This is a genomic window from Lentzea alba, assembly GCF_011067745.1.
GTDB lineage: Bacteria > Actinomycetota > Actinomycetes > Mycobacteriales > Pseudonocardiaceae > Lentzea > Lentzea alba.
The window spans coordinates 96,285-113,440 of sequence record NZ_JAAMPJ010000009.1; the positions used below are offsets into that span (position 1 = coordinate 96,285).

The window sequence follows — 17,156 nt, forward strand, 5'->3', positions numbered from 1 at the left end:
CACAGCTTCACTGATCGTAATCAGCCGCGTACGCTACGTACGAGCCTGTTGAAAGATCCCTGACACACCTGGCGCCTCTGGCGCGTTGCCCAGGCGCGGCCGGAACTTCATCGCGGGTCGTTCCACCGCCACGTAGCTCACCAGCGCGGTGACGATCGTCAGCGCCAGCACCGCGCCGAGCACCGGCCAGAACCCGCCGCTGCCCGGCTGTCCCCCGGTCCAGCGGTAGTAGTACTCCAGGTAGACGACGTGCCAGAGGAAAACGCCGTAGGAGATCCGGCCGAGGAACCGCATGACGGGGTTGGCGAGCGTCGCCTCGACCAGCCGTTCGCGCTGGAACGGCGCGGTCAGCGGAGCGATCAGCAGCAGGGTGAACAGCAGGTACAGCGCCTGCACGGTCAACGCCACCGGCATGGTCGCGTAGTCGATCGTGTGCGGGCCGGTGAGCGGGGAGCACGCGACGAGGAACACGACCCCGGCACCCGCCCAGCACAGGCCTGGACGGGCCATGGCGATCCGGTACGGCGCCCAGACCTGCTGCGAGACCTCGGCGCTCGCGGACAGCGCGGCGAGGATCATGCCGATCGCGAGGAATCCCACCCACTCCAACGGCCACAGGTGTTGCGCGGGGTACGGCCCCATCGACGGCAGGTGGGTGTAGACCGCGAACCCGAACCCGAACACCACGAAGCCGAGCAACGGCACCACGATGCGCCGCGTCCGCGCCGGTGCGTCCTCCGCCTTCGAGGCCCAGCGGTGCAACAGCCACGCGAGCACGGGCAGGCTGAGGTAGAACGCGACCTCGGTCGCGAGGCTCCAGGTCTGGCCCATGCCGGCCGGGATCACGTTGTGCTCGTACACCTGCAGCACCAGCAACGGCCGCACAACCTCCCAGACGCCGTGCACGGCGTCCCGGTTGAGCGTCACCAGCGCGACGACGGTCAGCACCCAGTAAGCGGGCAGGATGCGCAACGCGCGGCGCCAGAAGTACGGCCCCGCCGCCGGTCGGGGGGTGCCGGAGATCGTGCCCAGGGCGTGCGGCCGGTAGAGCAGCACGCCGGACAGCACGAAGAAGATCGGCAGCCCGACCTCGGCGACCGACAGCACCGGAGCCCAGATGGCGTTGCCGGGCTGGCCGAACAGCTGCGAGCCGATCACCCCGGTGTAGACGCCTACGTGGTTGAGCAGGACGAGGAGTGCCGCGACGCCGCGGATGCCCTCCAGCTCGGGAAAGAAGCGATGTACGTTCTGCACGCGATCCCCCGGTTCATCCACACCACTGCCGAATTCGCATGTCCAAAGAGGACTTACCGGCCACGTCTCCCGCCCACGCGACGTAGCCGTCCGGGCGGACGAGCACCAGCTCCGGCCAGTCCGGCCGCCCCTGTGCCTTGCTGTGCACCGCGGTGAGGCGGGCAGAGCCGCGATCACGCGCGACGGCACCGTCGATCGTCTGGTCCAGCAGCACGAACCGCCGGTCGCGGAACAGCTCGTACAGCCGGGTGCCCCTGGGCACGCCGCCGTGCAGCGGCGCGTCCGGGATCCGCCTGCCCACCAGGCGGTGGTCGCCCCGCAACCGCGGGTACTTCAGGGTCAGTCCTGCGAACTCGCGCATCACGTTGACCTGCAACGACTTGCTGGACATCGCGGTGTTCACCAGCCGCCTGCCGAGCCGGGCGGCCGGCGAGTTGGCCGTCTCGAACCGGAACGCCAGGTCGGTCTTGCGCAGGGTGTCGACCGCGACCGGCATGCGTTCCTCGTCGTAGGTGTCGAGCAGGCCGGGCGGTGCCCAGCCCTCCAGCTCGGCGATCAGCTTCCACGCGAGGTTCAGCGCGTCCTGGACGCCGACCTGCAAGCCCTGTCCTCCGGAGGGGATGTGCGTGTGCGCCGCGTCGCCCGCGAGCAGCAACCGGCCGGACCGGTAGCGCTGCGCGTGCTTCTGCGAGCTGCGGAACCTGGACGTCCACACCGGGCTGTGCGCACCGAACTCACGCCCGGTGATGCCGAGGCAGGACTCGTCCAGCTCCTCGACGGAGACCGGCGTGCTGATCGGCACGGCCATGCGTTCGCGGTCCAGCACGATGAGCCTGGACGTGCCGTCGCCGAACGGGTAGATCGCGACCATGCCGCGCGGTGCGATCCGCGCCCACACGTCCGACTCCGGCGGGCGGCGCAGCCGGACGTCCGCGATCACCAGCGACTGCGCGTACTCGCGGCCGGTGAACGGGATCCCGGCCGACGCGCGCACCACGCTGTGCACGCCGTCGCAGCCCACCGCGAAGTCGGCGCGTTCGACGGAACCGTCGGACAGGTCGGCCTCGACGTGATCGGGGTACTGCCGCACGCACGTCACCTCGACGCCGCGGCGGATGTCGGCGCCGGCCTTCACCGCCCAGGACTCCAGCAGTTCCTCCGACCGCTGCTGCGGCAGGATCAGGATGTACGGGAAGGGCGTGTCCAGCCGCGAGTAGTCGAGGTGGCTCTTGCCGTCGCCGACCGGCGGCAGGGAGCACGGCAGACCGGCGTCGAGGAACGGCTCCACCTGCCCGCGCAGGTCGAGCATCTCCATCGTCCGCGGCATCAACCCGAACGCCCGCGACCACGGCATGCGCTCTTCGCGCTTGTCCAGCACCAGAACGCGGATCCCGGCGCCGGCCAGCTCGGCGGCGAGCGTCAGCCCGGTCGGTCCCGCACCGACGACGAGGACGGTGCTCATGCCGCTGGGTCGCCGTAGCGGTCGATCGACTCGCGGGCCAGGCGTTCGAGCACGTCCCAGTTCAGGTCCGGCTCGGTCAGGCCGTAGTCGCGCAGGTAGTTCGCCGAGTTCTGGGCGAAGACGCGGAACGCCTCCTCCCAGTCCGGTTCGCCGAAGTTGGACACGATGGGCTTGCGGTCGATCTCGATCTCGAGACCGTCACCGGTGAGCCGGGCGGCGCCGAACAACGTGATGCTCGCCAGGTCGAAGAGCACCTCGTCGTGCCGGTGCCACAGCAGGCAGCAGCGCTGTCCTTCGGCGGGGGTGGCCGCTTTCGGCGCGGTGACGCGGAAGCGCACGTCGCCGTTCCACTCCGCGCGCACCCGGACGTTGACCGGGTAGCCCTCGTCGTCGACGTAGCTCAGGATCGGGAACGCCGGGTTGCCGGTGAGCTCGCCCAGGTATCCCACGACGGTGCCGAGACTTTCGTCGCTCATGCCACTTCCTCGATCTCCTGTGCGCCCGCGTCGCCGCGCAGCACGAACACCCGCTCGGGCACGACCTCGATTCGCGCCCTGAGGTAGAAGAGCCGCCGGTCGTCCTCGCGCAGGCCGACGTCGAAGGCCGCCGTGCGCTGGTCCGGTTTCTTGCGCAGGTTGCTCGCCCAGAAGTCCTCGAGCCCCGCCACCCCCGAGGCCTTCTTGGTGACCTCCGCAGTGCCCTGCACCAGCACCGCGTCCGGCGTGCCGAGCCCGCTGCCGGTGAACTCGGTGAAGCTGAGCGACACCTTCCGGTTGTGCTGCAGGCGGTCCAGCTTGAAGCGCACGCCGAGCGCGCTGCTGAGCACGAAGATCCCGCGCTCGGCGATCCACGCGTGCTGCATCGGCGTGGTCACCGGGCCGTTGCGACCGATGGTGGTGAACTCGCACAACAGTGTGTTGTAGAACAGATCGCTGAGTTCGCTCGACACTGCCTTCATGACACCCGAGCCAAGCACAACGTCAGGGCCGGAAAGGCTTGCTGTGCAATAGTCCGGACAGATTGTCGCTACCGCGCCGCGCGGACGAGCGCGGCGCCGCCGTCGACGTTCACGGCCTGGCCGGTGAGGTGCCGTGCGGCGGGTGAGCACAGGAACGCCACGGAGGCTGCCACATCAGCCGCGGTCTGCTCCTCCCGCAGCGGGACCCGGTCCGCCACCACGCGCTCGAACTCGTCGTGGTCGATCGCCGCCCACTGCCTGCTCCAGACGAACCCCGGCCGCACCAGGTTCACCCGCACCCCGCGGCCGGCCAGCAGCACGGCCAGGGAGCCGCTCCAGTGCTCCAGCGCCGCCTTCGCGGCACCGTAGGCGGGGCAGACCGCCCACGGCATGGCCGCGGCGATCGAGCTGACCGAACAGACCGCCGAACCGCGCGTCAGCCGGTCGCGCAACGCCCCGGTGACCACGAAAGCGCTCGTGGCGTTGAGAGCGAAGATGTCGTCCCACACCTCACGTGGCGGCCACGCGGTGTCCTCGACGGGGCGCACCGGTGGCCTGCGCTCGCCACCGAGGACGTTCACCAGCACGTCAAGCCGTTGCGGCACCACGTCGGCGAGTCGCGCGACCTGAGCGGAGTCGAGCAGGTCGCAGCAGTGGAACTCGGCACCGTCGGGCAACGGCTCGCGCGGCTCGGCGCAGTCGACCGCGATCACCCGTTGCACGACCTTCTCCGCCAGCAGCCGTTCGACCACCGCGCGGCCGATCTCACCCGCTGCGGCCGTGACCAGAGCCGTTGACTCCACGTGGTTACCTCCAGTCGGTGAGCGTCCGGTAGTCGGCGACGAGCCGGTCCAGCGTGTACCCGCGCGCGACGTGGGCGGCGGCGTTGACACCGAGCTCGCGCCGTCGTTCGGGATCGTCGAGAAGTGCCAGCAGTGCTTTCGCCACCGCGGCGGGATCTGTCGGGTCCACGAGCAGCCCGGTGCCCGTGACGACCTGCGCACGCAGGCCACCGACATCGGCCGCCACCACGGGCTTGCCCTTGGCCATGGCCTCGGTGACCGTCAGGCCGAAACCTTCCTCGATGCTCTTCTGCAGGACCACGTCCGCCTTGCGCTGCAGGGCGTTGATGAGCAGCGCGGCGCGTTCCGGGTCCTCTGTGGACGTCAGCACGAGATGGACGCGGTCGCGTTGGTCGAGTTCGCTGAGCGCCGCACGCACCTCGGCGAGGACCGCGAAACCCTCTGGATCGTCGGGGATGTCGTCCGGGTTCGTGCCGGCCAGCACCAGGTGCACGTCGTCCGGCAGGTGGCGCAGGCAGCGCAACACGCCCGGCATGTCCTTGAGCGGATCCCAGCGCGAGACCTGGAGAACGGTGCGGACGTGCGGCGGGATGGGTGCCTGCTGTTCGACCGCGGCCAGCGCGCTGGAAGCCTGGGTGGTCAGGCCGATCTCGGCGAGCAGTGCGGAGATCTCGCCGTCGGTCAGCTCGCGGTTCTTCGGCGCGCCGGGATCGATGGCGGGGGCCACCACGAACGTCCTGACGTCCGGCGGGGCGAACTGCGGCAGCGTGCAGATCACGCCGTCCACCGCGGGCAGTTGCTCGGCGAAGAACCGCCAGACCGCAGCAGGTCCCGGCGCGTTCTCGGTGCACGTGCCGATGTGGCAGTGCCAGAACACCCGGGCGTGCCTGGCCAGTTCCGGGGCCATCCCCAGGGTCTGCGGGTCGTGCAGGACCACGACGTCACCGCGGTCGAGCTGTCCGGCCAGCCACTCCGCCTGCGGTGCCAGCACCTCGTCGTAGGTGGCCCTGGTCGCCGGGTCCGCGAGCACAGCGGGATCCGCCCGGTCGTGCAGCAGGTTGTGCAGCTGCTTGGTGATGGCGAAGAACTCCGCGGTGCCGTCGATGACCGCCCAGCTCGCGTTCAGGGCGGGGACCAGCCGGTGCAGCAGTTCGGCGACACCGCCACCGGTCGCCGTCGAGTTGACGTGCACCATCCGGGGTCTGACCGGCGACGTGCGCACCCAGCGCGGGGTCACCACGTCCGTCCCTCCGCCCTGGTCGCGGGAATGAGGGAGCGCAACAGGTCCAGGCTGAGACCGATGCTCTGGGCGCGCGGCAGCAACGCGTCCTCGTGCTCGACGTAGAGCACACCCCTGAACCCCTCGTCCTGCAGCGTCGACACCAGCACCGGCCAGTCGAGCTCGCCGAGACCGAGGGCCCGGAACCGGATCGGTGGCTGCGGCCCGTACCGGCTCCACCCGGCACCGGTGCCGTTGCCGCGTTGCAGGTCCTTCGCGTGGACCGCCACCATCCGGTCGCCCCAGCCGCGCACCGCGTCCACCGGGTCGTGGCCGGTGGCGGCGAGGTTCGCCGGGTCGATGCAGAGACCGATCACGTCCTGCCACTCCGCGGTGGCGTCGAGGAGCAACTCGATGCTCCGGCGGTCGTAGACGACCTGCTTCGGGTGCGGTTCCAGCAGAATCCGCAGCCCGGCGTCACGGGCGGCCGTCAGCAGTGGTTTCGCGTGCTCGCTGAACGCGTCCACGTTGTCCTGCCAACCGACGTCGCTGCCCCACCAGGACAGCCAGCGCCCGAAGTCGGGACAGCCCGGCAGCAGCCGCACAGAGCCCGCGTTCACCCGTTCCGCGAGCCGGATCGCGCCGAGCGAGCAGCGGATCGCGTGCGCCCGCTTGGTTTCCGCGTCACCGGGGCACACCGGATCGGTGTGCCGGTCGTGCGGGCCCAGCAGCAACTGCGCGTCCCTGCTGTTGCTGACGCACGTCACGTTGTGCCCCTTGAGGTGTTCGGCGACCTCGTCCAGATACCGGTCGTCCTGACCGCACCGCACCGGGTCGACGAGACCGAGCGTGGTGTCCGTCGGTACGTCGAGGCAGAGGCCGCCCGCCTGGTCGAGCGCGGTGCGCAACCCGCTGCCGCCGAACGCCGCCAGACACAGTCCCAGCAACAAGTCCGTTCTCCTTCCAGGTCAGCCTGCCAGCAACCACGCGTGCCGCCCGGCGATCCCCTCCGGCAGCGCGGGCCGCCGATCCGCGTCGACGAGCCGTTCCAGCGCCGCGAGCACGACCCGTGCCGTCTCCTCGACCGCCACGACCACACCCGCGTCTGCTTCCGCACGCAGTCGCGCGGTCAGTTCTCGTTGCAGCTCAGGGCATCCGGTGAGCACACCGCCCGTCGTCGCGACGGCGAACCCGTCCGGCAGTCCCAACCGGTGCCGCACCGCGCGCACACCGGCGACGAGCTCGCCGACCGCGGCATCGACGACTTCACCGGCGACGTGGTCACCTCGTACCCACGCCGCGCACACCGCTCCGGCGAGATTCGCCAGGCCCTGCTTGGGAAAGGGCCGCGCGGCGAGGTCCCTGGCGAGTCGTGTGACGTCACCGCCGAGCGCGTCGACCAGCGTGGTGGCGCCGCCCCTGCCGTCCAGCGATCGCACCGCCGCGCGCAGGCCTCGCCACCCGATGTCGACGGCGCCACCCTCGTCGCTGCCCAGGTACTCGCACCCGCCCGCACGCGCCACGCGACCACGGCCGTCGGCGCCGAGAAAGCCGGATCCCGTGCCGCACACGGCAACGACGCCACCACCGGCCAGCTCCGGCACGCCCCACAGCAACGGCACGACGTCGTTCGACACCACCACGTGCCCGCCCACCCCGGACGCCGCGCACCGGACGCGCTCGAGCTCGTCCTCGACGTGCTCGGGGTCGACCGACGCGCTGGCGAACCACCCGGCGACCGCTCCGTTGTGCCGCACCAGCTCGAACACCTCGCGCAGCGCGTCGTCCGCCAGATCGCCGGTGGCGTGCCGGTTCACCGATGGCAGCTCGACCACCTCCTTCCCGGCGAGCAGCACCCTCGTCCGGCTGCCTCCCGCGTCCACCGCGAACAACGTCATGCCGCGGCCTCCCCCAACATCCGGGCAAGACCCTCTTCCGGCGTCATCGGAAGATGCCCGAAGTCGTCGCACGCCAACGAGGAGAACCTCGGCCGCGAGGCCCACTCGGTGTCCGCGCGCAGGCACGGTCGCACGAGCGCTTCCGGCGCACCCGCCAGGCGGTAGGCGGTGCGGGCGAAGTCGAACCTGCTCAACTCGAGCGGCCCGGCCAGGTGAGCCAGGCCGGTGCGGCCGTCGCGGCACACGGAGGTGAGCACGCCGGCCACGTCGTCGACGTGGATCGGGGTGAAGGACTGGTCGGCCGGTGCCGGCAACTTCTGCCTGCTCGCCGCAGCCTCCAGGCACCGCTGGCCGTAGGTGGTGCGGTGGGCCGCACCGGTCCACCCGTACACGAGGCTCACGCGCAGAACGAGGTGCCCGCCCGCGCCGAGCAGCACGCGTTCGGCCGCGGCCTTGACCCTGCCGTACGCGTTGGCCGGTGCAATGGCGTCGGACGGCCGACGCCGCCCCTCGGCGCCGGAGAAGACGTTGTCGGTGGACACCAGAACCGTTCGAACACCCTGCTCCGCAACAACTTCCGCGGTACCGACGTGTGCTCGCGCCGCCTCGGCCTCGTTGCTCTCGATCCACGTCACGTCGGACGGGCCGTGCGTCAGGATCACGGTCTCCGGGCGCAGCCGGGACAACGCCGTGCGGAACCCGTCCGGATCCGCCAGGTCCAGACAGACGTCCGCACCGGTGCGGGCCATCGTCACGACCTCGTGCCCGGCCGCGCGGAGCCGTGCGGCGGTGAGGGCACCGATGAGGCCACGGCCCACGACCACCACCGCACCGTCAGACATCGCCGGCCCGCTTCACCGGTCGGATCCGGCCACCGGCGGCCGCCGCCGCCACCCCGGACAGGCTCGCCATCCCGGACAGGCCGGCCACCACGACCACGCGGTCAGACATCACTGACCTGTCTCACCATCAGCCGGATCAAGCCGCCCACTGCCGCCACCGCCAGCCCGGCCAGATTCGCCACCACCACGTCGACCTCCGCCACCGAGCCCAGCGACGGCCCCTCGATCCCCACCACCCGGCACCCCGCCGCACGCGCGGCAAGCACCCCGGGCCGGGCGTCCTCCACCACCACGCACCGGGACGGGTCGAGCCCGAGCCGGGCAGCGGCGGCCAGGTAGCCCTCCGGATCAGGCTTGCCGTGCCGCACGTCGTCCGCGGTGACCAGCACCCCGGGCACCGGCAACCCGACGCCGCGCAACCGCGAGGTGGCGAGCTGCCTGCTGCCCGAGGTGACCACGGCCCACGACGACGCGGGCAGCGCCGAGAGCACGGCCGCCGCACCGGGGCAGACGCGCAGGGAGGCGGTGTCGGTTGCCTGCAACGCTTCCAGGCGTTCCGCCTCGGCCCGCGCGTCGAGGTGGGGCGCCACGGCCGCGATGGTCGCCGCCGACGTGCGGCCGTGGCAAACGCGGAGCACTTCCTCCTCGGCCAGGCCCTGCCTGCGCGCCCAGTCGCGCCACGAGCGCTCGACCGTGCTGCCCGAGTCGACGAGGACGCCGTCGAGGTCGAACAGCACGGCCGCGCAGCGCAGTTCGCCGTTCACCTGGTGCCCACCGCGAGGCTCGCGAGCATGGCGTCGCGGACCTCGGCGTTGGTGACGTCGTCGGCGATCACGGTGCAGCCGAGCTCGACCGGCAGCACGAAGCGGATCTTGCCGTCCCTGATCTTGCGCACCTGGTCCAGTGCCGCCACCACGGCCGCCGGGTCGACCGGGACCGGCAGGTCGGACAACGACGTGGGCAGGCCGACTGTCCGCAGCAGCGTGACGAGGCGGTCGCGCACGCCGCTGTCGAGCAGGCCGCGTGACACCGCGATCTGCGCGGCCACGGTCATGCCGAACGCGACCGCCTCGCCGTGCAGGACCGGGCCGTAGCCCGTGACGGTCTCCACGGCGTGGCCGACGGTGTGGCCGAAGTTCAACGGGCGCCGCAGGTCCTCCTCGTAGGGGTCGCGGGACACCAGCTCGCACTTGATCACGCTCGCGGCCCGCACGACCTCCTCCAGGCAGACGAGGTCGCGGTTCAGGACGTCGGCGGCGACCTGTTCGATCAGGCCGAACAACGCGGGCGAGCTGATGACGCCCTTCTTGATCGCCTCGGCGAGGCCGGCCGCGAGCTGCCTGGTGTCGAGCGTCGACAGGTAGCCGACGTTCGAGACGACTGCTTTGGGCTGGTAGAAGGCGCCGATCAGGTTCTTCGCCGACGGGTGGTCGACCGCCACCTTGCCGCCGAGTGCCGCGTCGACGTGCGCCAGCAGGGTCGTCGGCACGTTCACGTACGGCACGCCGCGCATGTACGCGCTCGCCACCCAGCCGACCGTGTCGATCACGACGCCGCCGCCGACCGCGAGCACCACGTCGCGGCGCGCGATCGACGACGACGCCAGCCAGTCGAGCATGTCCCACGCGGTGCGCAGGCTCTTGTTCGCCTCACCCGCGGGGAAGGAGGCCATCGCGAGGTGCACGCCGTGGTCCCGCAGGACGAGCGCGAGCCGGGTCGCGTGCAGCGTGGCGACCGTGTCGTCGGTGATGATCGCGACCCGGCGGCCGTCGATCTCGCGCAGGAGGTGCCGTACACCATCGCCCTCGTTGCGGCACACGTGCACGGGATAGGTGTCCGTGCGCGTGGCCGAGACCGCGAAAGGGCGGTCGAGTTCCAGTGCCGGCAGCGGAATCCGATCGGAGATCCGAACGTAAGAAGACATGCGAGAACTCCCCGAGTTCGCCAACGAGTTCATGGAGAGACGCAGAACACGGGCCCGGCAATTGCGACCGGAACCCCGTCACCACGTCACCCAATCACGTCACCGGACCACCCCGTCAGTTCCTGAAAGGGACGCGCAAGAATTCAAATCAAAGGTTACGAGGTGCTCCAGCCGTCCGAACGCGAAGCGCGGGTGAAGTCGTGCGACTGGGCTTCGACGGGACGGCCCTCGAACTGGGTGGACAGCACGACGGACACACGGGTCTTGCCGTGCTGGCCGATGCGTTCCAGCGCGCCTTCGAGATGTTCGAGCGACAGCGCGCGCACCTTCAGCATCACGCAGTGCGCACCGGTGAGCCGGTGGATCTCGACGATCTCCGGGTAGTCACCGACCTCACTGGTGGACAGCAGGCACCTGCCCGGTTCGCAGTCCATCTCGACGAACGCGGACACCGGGATGCCTGCTCTCGGTGCACTGACTGTCGCCCGATAGCCAGTGATGACACCCGTTCGCTCTAGTCTTCGAACACGCTCCGCGACAGCGGGCGGCGACAAGTTCACTCTCTTGCCCAGCTGCGAGTACGACAGGCGGGCGTCCGCCTGCAGTTCTCGCAGGATCGACCAGTCGATCTGGTCAAGAGTCCTTTCGGATCGGAAATCCATGTGCCCCCAGAACCTTCCCTACGCGTGGCGATGGCTCCACCGAACCATCATGCCGTAAGGATCCAATCGGCGAGGGCGTTCTAGAGGGAACCTCAGTATCGCTTGAACTTCGTGACTTCCCGACCTGGCCGCCACAGCTGGATGAGCAGGTGCTTCTGGTCGTCACCGAGTGCCGTGTAGACGATTTCCTCGATGTCCAGTCGGAAGAGGTGGCTGCCGCGCTCCTCGGCGCTGGGCTCGGTGACCTCGACGGCGACGCCGGAGATCTTGGCGTCGCCGCCTTCCGCGGGCTGCGAGTGCAGGGCGAACCTGCGGTCCCGCAAGAGATCCCGCACCTTGACCGCGCCGGTCATGGAACCGAAGGTGAGGTCCGGTCCCGAGAACTGCACCTCGATCCCGCTCACCCTGGGCGAACCGTTCCGGCGCAGTGTCGCGAGCACGTGACTGGTCGACTGCTCGAAGACCCGCCGCACCTCGACCGCGAGCTCGCTCGCCTCTTGTTCAAAACGCTGCCACGTAGCCATGGTCATCAGCATGGCACGGGCGGCCACTGCGCACTAACCGTCCTCATTGGACAGTGCTGAGCTGCGGCACCACCTTGTCCGCGATCAGTTCGACGTGGTCGAGGTCGGCCAGGTCGAGCAGCTGCAGGTAGATGCGGCTGACCCCGGTGCGACGCACCCACTCGGCGATCCGGTCGACGACCTCGGCCGGCGTGCCCGCGATGCCGTTGGCGCGCAGGTCGTCCGGCTCGCGGCCGATCGCGGCGGCCCTGCGGGCCACCTCGGCGTCGTCCGCGCCGACGCACACCGTCTGCGCCACCGAGAAGACCACCTCGGACGGATCGCGGTCCACGGCACGACACGCCGCACGCACGCGGTCGAACTGCTCGGCCGTCGTGCCGATGTCGCGCAGGGACACGTTGAACTCGTCGCAGAACCTGGCCGCGAGCGCGGGTGTCCTGCGCGGACCGCCACCACCGATCAGGATCGGCGGACCGGACGGCTGCACCGGCTTGGGCAGTGCGGGCGAGTCGGTGATCTGGTAGTGCTTGCCCTCGTAGGAGAACGAGTCGCCGACCGGAGTGCGCCACAGCCCGGTGATGATCTCGAGCTGCTCCGCGCACCGCTCGAACCGTTCGGCCACCCGGGGGAACGGCACGCCGTTCGCCTTGTGCTCGCCCTCGAACCACGCGGCGCCGAAGCCGAACTCGACGCGGCCACCGGACATCTCGTCGACCTGCGCGACCGCGATCGCGAGCGGGCCGGGGTACCGGAAGGTCGCCGCGGTCATCAACGTGCCGAGTCTGATCGTGGACGTCTCGCGCGCGATGGCGCCGAGCGTGACCCACGTGTCGGTCGGTCCCGGGCTGCCGTCGACCGGGCCGGTCTTCATGTAGTGGTCGGAGCGGAAGAACGCGCCATAGCCCGCGTCCTCGGCGCAACGCGCCACCCGCAACTGGTCGGAGTAGGTAGCCCCTTCCTGGGGCTCGACAAACATTCGCAGCTCCACGGCTCACCACAGTATCGACGCGCGGACCGCCCGGCTGCGCTCTTTCCGGATCTGGAAAGAGCTGGATTCCACTGCCTTTCAGGAGTCTGTTCCGACCGGCACCGCGGTGAGCCCGATCGCGTTCAGTATTGCGTCCGAACTTTGTTTCACCTTCTCGGGGGATTGCCGCATGAACCAGACAACGACAACCGAACGACCCGGCACACTAGTCGCCGGCTTCGACAACCTCGACCTTCGCTGGTTGCGGGCGAAGTCCGGCGCGAAGTGGCGGGTGCCGCCGGCCAACGTCCTGCCGGCCTGGGTCGCGGACATGGACTTCCCGGTCGCGGAGCCGATCAGGCGCAGGCTCGCCGCGCTCGCGCTGGAGGGCGACCTCGGCTACCCGGACTGGCCGGACGGCCGAACGCCGCTGCGCGAGGTGTTCAGCGCGCGGATGGGCGCGCAGCACGAGTGGCACCCGGACTGCACGCAGGTGAGGGAGTTCACCGACGTGACGCAGGCCGTGCAGGTCGTGCTGCAGCTCGCGACGGCGCCGGGGGACGGCGTCGCGCTGCACACGCCGTGCTTCGCCCCGTTCGCCCGGACGATCACGCGGATGGGCAGGCGTCTCGTCCCGATCCCGGCGATCGACACCGACGACGGCTGGGTGTTCGACACCGAGCGGTTCGCCGCCGACGTCGCCGCCACCGGCTGCCGGGTGCTGCTGCTGGTGAACCCGCACAACCCGACCGGCCGGGTGTTCACCGAGGAGGAACTGCGCGCGCTCGCGGAGGTCGCCCACCGGCACGACCTGCTGGTGATCTCCGACGAGATCCACTCCGACCTGGTCTACGCGCCGCACCGGCACCTCCCGTTCGCCGCGCTGGGCCAGGACGTCGAGGCGCGCACGGTCACCGTCACGTCGGCCACCAAAGCGTTCAACCTCGCCGGCGTGCGGTGCGCCGTCGCCCACGTCGGACCGTCGTGGTTGCGGGACGCACTGGCCGCCCAGCCGTCCGACCTGTTCGGCGTCGCGGGACTCTTCGGCGTGCACGCGACGATCGCCGCGTGGACCGAATGCGACGAGTGGCTGTCCGCCGCGGTCGGCTACCTCGACGACAACCGGCGGATGGTGGCGGACTTCGTGGCCGAGTCGCTTCCCGGTGTGCGCTGGCACGTGCCGGAAGCGACCTACCTGGCGTGGCTCGACTTCCGGGCCGCGGGGCTCGGGGACGACCCGGCGGAACTGGTGCGGCGGCACGGCCGGGTCGAACTGAGCCCCGGCCCGTCGTTCAACCCCGGCGGCGACGGGTTCGCCCGGCTGAACTTCGCGACGTCGCGGAGGGTGCTGCGGGTGGTGCTGGAACGGCTGGGCAGGAGCGTCGAATGCTGATCACGGCGGGGACCATGCTGCGCGGACCGGTGGGCGACCGCGTCGAGGACGCGGCCGTGCTGGTGCGCGGCGGAACCATCGTCGCCGCCGGGCCGCGCACCGAGGTCGAGCACCTCGCCGGCCCCGGCACACCGCGCCACGACCACCCCGGCGCGACGCTGTTACCGGGGCTGATCAACGGGCACGTGCACTTCTGCTTCGACGCGAGCGACGACCCGGTCGGCGCGATGCTGCGGGAGGACGAGACCCGGCTGCCGGAACGCGCGCGGGATCTGCTCACCGCCGGCGTCACCACGGTGCGCGATCTCGGTGATCTCAAGGGAAGGGCGTTGCGCCTGCGGAACGCGGTCGAGGCGGGCGCGGTGCCCGGCCCGCGGATCCTCGCCGCCGGCACTCCCCTGACCCCGCCCGGCGGGCACTGCTGGTTCTTCGGCGGCGAGGTCGCCGGCGAGCGCGCGATGCGGGACCTGGTGCGCCGCAACGCCGACGCCGGTGCCGCCGTGATCAAGGTGATGGCCAGCGGAGGCCACATCACCGCGGGCGGCGCGAGCATGTGGGAGTCGCAGTTCACCACCGCGGAACTGGCCGCGGTGGTCGACGAGGCGGACCGGTTCGGTCTTCCGGTCGCCGCGCACGCGCACGGCACCGAGTCGATCGTCCGCTCGATCACCGCGGGCGTCAGCACGGTCGAGCACTGCACCTGGCTGGACGCGACCGGAACGCCGGAGCGCCGCGACGACGTGGCGCGCACCATGGCGGAACGCGGGATCGCCGCGTGCTGCACCACGTGCGGGCGGGACTGGCGCGGCTCGGTCGAGCGGCTCGGCGAGCAGGCGGCCCGCGAGCTGTACGGGCGGCTGGTGTGGATGCGGGAGCTGGGCGTACCGCTGCTGCCCGGTACCGACGGCGGTGTCCACGACGCGGTGTTCGACGACTACGCGGGCATGCTGGAGCTGTACGAGTGGCTCGGTTTCCCGGCGGCGGAGGTGATCGAGCTCGCGACCACGTCCGCCGCCCGGCTGCTCGGGCTCGCCGGCGTCACCGGGCGGATCGAGCCCGGTCTGGACGCCGATCTGATCGTCGTCGGCGGCGACCCGTCCGCGGAACTGGCCCACCTGCACGACATCCGCATGGTCGTGGCCAGGGGACGGGTCGCCGGACGCCCGGTCAGGACGTGACCGGTTCCTCGAGCCGGTCACGCTTGAGCTCGTAGACGTACGGGAACGCGGCGAGCCCGGCGAGCGAGTCGAACAACTCGCCCGCCTGCTCGCCGCGCGGGATGCGGGACATCACCGGTCCGAACAGCGCGGCGCCGTCGACGTGCAGGATCGGTGACCCGACCCGCAGGCCGACCGGGTCCATGCCCGCCTTGGTGCTGTCCTTCAGCAGGCCGTCGTAGGCGTCGGTGCGCCCGGCCTCCGCCAGTTCGGCCGGCAGGCCCACCTCGGCGAGAGCCTGCTCGATCACGTTCTCGAAGTCCTTGTCGCCGCCGACGTGGATCCGGGAACCCATCGCGGTGTAGAGATCGCGCACAGCGCTGTCGCCCGCCTGCTTCGCGGTCGCGGCGAGCACCCTGACCGGTGCCAGCGCCCTGCGCATCCGGTCGAGGAACGCCTCCGGCTCGTCCCGGTACTGCTCGGGGATCTCCTGGCCGGAGTTGAGCAGCGACACGCTCAGCACGTGGAACGTCAGCTCGACGTCGCGCACCTTCTCCACTTCGAGCAGCCACCTGGACAGCACCCAGGTCCACGGGCACAGCGTGTCGAACCAGAGGTCGACCTTCACAGGAGTGTTCTGAGTCGTCATGTCCCTCGACCCAACCAGGTGCACGCCCGCCGGTGCGGAACGCGGACAGATAGACGCAAGAGATCACTTTTCGAACCGAAACCAACTCCGCCGATGCACCTTTCCGACTACGCAGCCGCATCAACTGATTGCCTTCGCCCTCCAAACGAGTGTTACAACACCGCCCCATCGGGCCATTGCACTACCTACCGTTGTGTGCATGGGGAACACTTTGCTGGTGGAGGGGGAAACATCGCGGACGCGGCCGATGGTCGCGCTCTTCGGGGGCGTGGCGCTCACGAACACCGCGATGGTCGGAGCGGCGACGGCGGGCACGCTGATCGCCGGTGAGACCGCGGCGCCGTGGTTGAGCGGTGCGCCGAACGCGGCGAACGTGCTCGGCACCGCGATCGGCACGATCTGGCTGGCACTGCACATGGCGCGCCGCGGCAGGCGCAGCGGACTGGTGCTGGGCTACGGGATCGGCGTCGGCGGCGCGGTCGTGGCGGTCTCGGCGGTGCAGGCGGGGTCGTTGCTGTGGCTGATCGCCGGCATGGTGCTGATGGGCATCGGCAACGGCGGCGCTCAGCTGTCGAGGTACGCGGCCGCCGACCTGTACCCGCCGGAGCGCAAGAGCTTCGCGCTCGGCGTGGTGGTGTGGAGCGGCACGATCGGCGCGTTCGCCGGGCCGGCGCTGATCTCGGTCACGGCGCACACGGCCGGCGGGCTCGGTCTGGAGCGCATGACAGGACCGTTCCTGTTGGTGCTGCTGACTTCCGTGCTGGCAGGAGGGATCACCGCCCTGCTGGTGGGCGCGCACCGCCCGGCCACCACGGCGGTGGCCGAGGCACCGCCGGTCCGCACGTTGCTGCGGCTCCCGGTCACGCTCGTCGCGCTGACGGCGATGATCGCGAGCCAGGTCGCCATGGTCGCGGTGATGACGATGACACCGCTGGAGATGCACCAGCACGGCCACGGTCTGGGCGAGGTCGGCGCGATCCTCACCGTGCACCTCGTCGGGATGTTCGCGTTCGCGCCGGTGTCGGGCAGGCTGGCCGACCGGTTCGGCGGCGCTCGCGTGGCACTGGCCGGACTGGTCACGCTGGTGGTCGCGGCGGTGAGCGCGTTCCTCGCACCGGACGTAGCCGGGTTCGTCTCCTACACCGCGCTGTTCCTGTTGGGCTACGGGTGGAATCTCGCGTTCGTCGGCAGCAGCAGCCTGCTCAGCTCCGGTATGCCGGAGGCCGCCAGGACTCGCCTGCAGGGCGTCGTCGACGCGCTGGCGTGGACCGCGTCGGGACTCGCGAGCATCGGCGCCGGTGTGCTGATGGCGGGTGGCGGATACGCGACTCTCGCCGTGGTCACCGCGATCGGGTTGGTCGTCACGGTCGTCGTCGTGGCCACGATGGTCCGGCGCGCCGCACTGCGCTGATCCCCCGCCCTTTCAGGTGTCTTTCGTCCGCCT

Annotated in this window: 18 protein-coding genes and 1 pseudogene; 3 read left to right on the top strand and 16 right to left on the bottom strand. The window is 70.7% G+C overall.

Going from position 1 to position 17,156, the window contains the following annotated elements:
* Positions 1-33: 33 nt before the first annotated feature.
* The 15 genes and pseudogenes from G7043_RS29905 to G7043_RS29970 all read right to left on the bottom strand — a co-directional run bounded on the left by G7043_RS29905 (position 34) and on the right by G7043_RS29970 (position 12,534).
* Positions 34-1,254 (bottom strand): acyltransferase family protein, encoded by a 1,221-nt coding sequence (locus G7043_RS29905; RefSeq protein ID WP_166051263.1) that lies wholly within the window; start codon positions 1,252-1,254, stop codon positions 34-36.
* Between the two features lie 13 nt (positions 1,255-1,267).
* On the bottom strand, positions 1,268-2,716 hold the full coding sequence (locus tag G7043_RS29910; protein WP_166051265.1) for an FAD-dependent monooxygenase: 1,449 nt from the start codon (positions 2,714-2,716) through the stop codon (positions 1,268-1,270).
* Positions 2,713-3,192 (bottom strand): hypothetical protein, encoded by a 480-nt coding sequence (locus G7043_RS29915; protein ID WP_166051267.1) that lies wholly within the window; start codon positions 3,190-3,192, stop codon positions 2,713-2,715. The genes G7043_RS29910 and G7043_RS29915 overlap by 4 nt, the downstream gene beginning before the upstream one ends.
* Entirely contained in the window at positions 3,189-3,674 is a 486-nt protein-coding gene (locus G7043_RS29920; protein WP_166051269.1) for a pyridoxamine 5'-phosphate oxidase family protein, read from the bottom strand. The genes G7043_RS29915 and G7043_RS29920 overlap by 4 nt, the downstream gene beginning before the upstream one ends.
* Positions 3,675-3,742: 68 nt before the next feature.
* Positions 3,743-4,477, bottom strand: a complete 735-nt coding sequence (locus G7043_RS29925) for an SDR family NAD(P)-dependent oxidoreductase (RefSeq protein ID WP_166051271.1) — start codon at positions 4,475-4,477, stop codon at positions 3,743-3,745.
* Between the two features lie 4 nt (positions 4,478-4,481).
* Positions 4,482-5,714 carry a glycosyltransferase gene (locus tag G7043_RS29930; protein WP_166051273.1) on the bottom strand — a complete coding sequence of 411 codons (1,233 nt, stop codon included), beginning with the start codon at positions 5,712-5,714 and terminating at the stop codon, positions 4,482-4,484.
* A complete protein-coding gene (locus G7043_RS29935; RefSeq protein WP_166051275.1) occupies positions 5,711-6,646 on the bottom strand; it encodes a sugar phosphate isomerase/epimerase family protein in 936 nt (311 codons plus the stop codon). Before G7043_RS29935 ends, G7043_RS29930 begins: the two co-directional genes overlap by 4 nt.
* 18 nt (positions 6,647-6,664) lie before the next feature.
* Positions 6,665-7,594, bottom strand: a complete 930-nt coding sequence (locus G7043_RS29940) for a BadF/BadG/BcrA/BcrD ATPase family protein (RefSeq protein ID WP_166051277.1) — start codon at positions 7,592-7,594, stop codon at positions 6,665-6,667.
* Positions 7,591-8,436, bottom strand: a complete 846-nt coding sequence (locus tag G7043_RS29945; protein WP_166051279.1) for an SDR family oxidoreductase — start codon at positions 8,434-8,436, stop codon at positions 7,591-7,593. The genes G7043_RS29940 and G7043_RS29945 overlap by 4 nt, the downstream gene beginning before the upstream one ends.
* Before the next feature lie 101 nt (positions 8,437-8,537).
* A complete protein-coding gene (locus tag G7043_RS29950; protein ID WP_313888150.1) occupies positions 8,538-9,200 on the bottom strand; it encodes an HAD-IA family hydrolase in 663 nt (220 codons plus the stop codon).
* Positions 9,197-10,360: a 3-dehydroquinate synthase gene (gene aroB, locus G7043_RS29955; protein ID WP_166051280.1), complete on the bottom strand. Its 1,164-nt coding sequence runs from the start codon at positions 10,358-10,360 to the stop codon at positions 9,197-9,199. Before aroB ends, G7043_RS29950 begins: the two co-directional genes overlap by 4 nt.
* A 155-nt stretch (positions 10,361-10,515) precedes the next feature.
* The gene (locus G7043_RS50030; RefSeq protein ID WP_313888169.1) at positions 10,516-10,812 is read right to left on the bottom strand and encodes an Lrp/AsnC ligand binding domain-containing protein; all 297 of its coding nucleotides are present in this window, start codon (positions 10,810-10,812) and stop codon (positions 10,516-10,518) included.
* 54 nt (positions 10,813-10,866) lie between these two features.
* Positions 10,867-11,022 (bottom strand): annotated as a pseudogene (locus tag G7043_RS50035) (Lrp/AsnC family transcriptional regulator); the annotation flags it as partial.
* 92 nt (positions 11,023-11,114) lie between these two features.
* On the bottom strand, positions 11,115-11,546 hold the full coding sequence (locus G7043_RS29965) for a pyridoxamine 5'-phosphate oxidase family protein (RefSeq protein ID WP_166051285.1): 432 nt from the start codon (positions 11,544-11,546) through the stop codon (positions 11,115-11,117).
* Positions 11,547-11,589: 43 nt separating this feature from the next.
* A complete protein-coding gene (locus G7043_RS29970; RefSeq protein ID WP_313888151.1) occupies positions 11,590-12,534 on the bottom strand; it encodes an LLM class F420-dependent oxidoreductase in 945 nt (314 codons plus the stop codon).
* Between the two features lie 169 nt (positions 12,535-12,703).
* On the opposite strand from G7043_RS29970, the gene G7043_RS29975 reads away from it, so the two are divergent.
* Both G7043_RS29975 and G7043_RS29980 read left to right on the top strand, forming a co-directional pair.
* The gene (locus G7043_RS29975) at positions 12,704-13,906 is read left to right on the top strand and encodes a MalY/PatB family protein (protein WP_166051289.1); all 1,203 of its coding nucleotides are present in this window, start codon (positions 12,704-12,706) and stop codon (positions 13,904-13,906) included.
* A complete protein-coding gene (locus tag G7043_RS29980) occupies positions 13,900-15,084 on the top strand; it encodes an amidohydrolase family protein (protein ID WP_166051291.1) in 1,185 nt (394 codons plus the stop codon). The genes G7043_RS29975 and G7043_RS29980 overlap by 7 nt, the downstream gene beginning before the upstream one ends.
* On the opposite strand, the gene G7043_RS29985 is transcribed toward G7043_RS29980, so the two are convergent.
* Entirely contained in the window at positions 15,074-15,712 is a 639-nt protein-coding gene (locus G7043_RS29985; protein ID WP_166051293.1) for a mycothiol-dependent nitroreductase Rv2466c family protein, read from the bottom strand. The genes G7043_RS29980 and G7043_RS29985 overlap by 11 nt on opposite strands.
* A gap of 199 nt (positions 15,713-15,911) precedes the next feature.
* On the opposite strand from G7043_RS29985, the gene G7043_RS29990 reads away from it, so the two are divergent.
* Entirely contained in the window at positions 15,912-17,123 is a 1,212-nt protein-coding gene (locus G7043_RS29990; protein WP_166051294.1) for an MFS transporter, read from the top strand.
* The last annotated feature ends 33 nt before the right edge of the window (positions 17,124-17,156 follow it).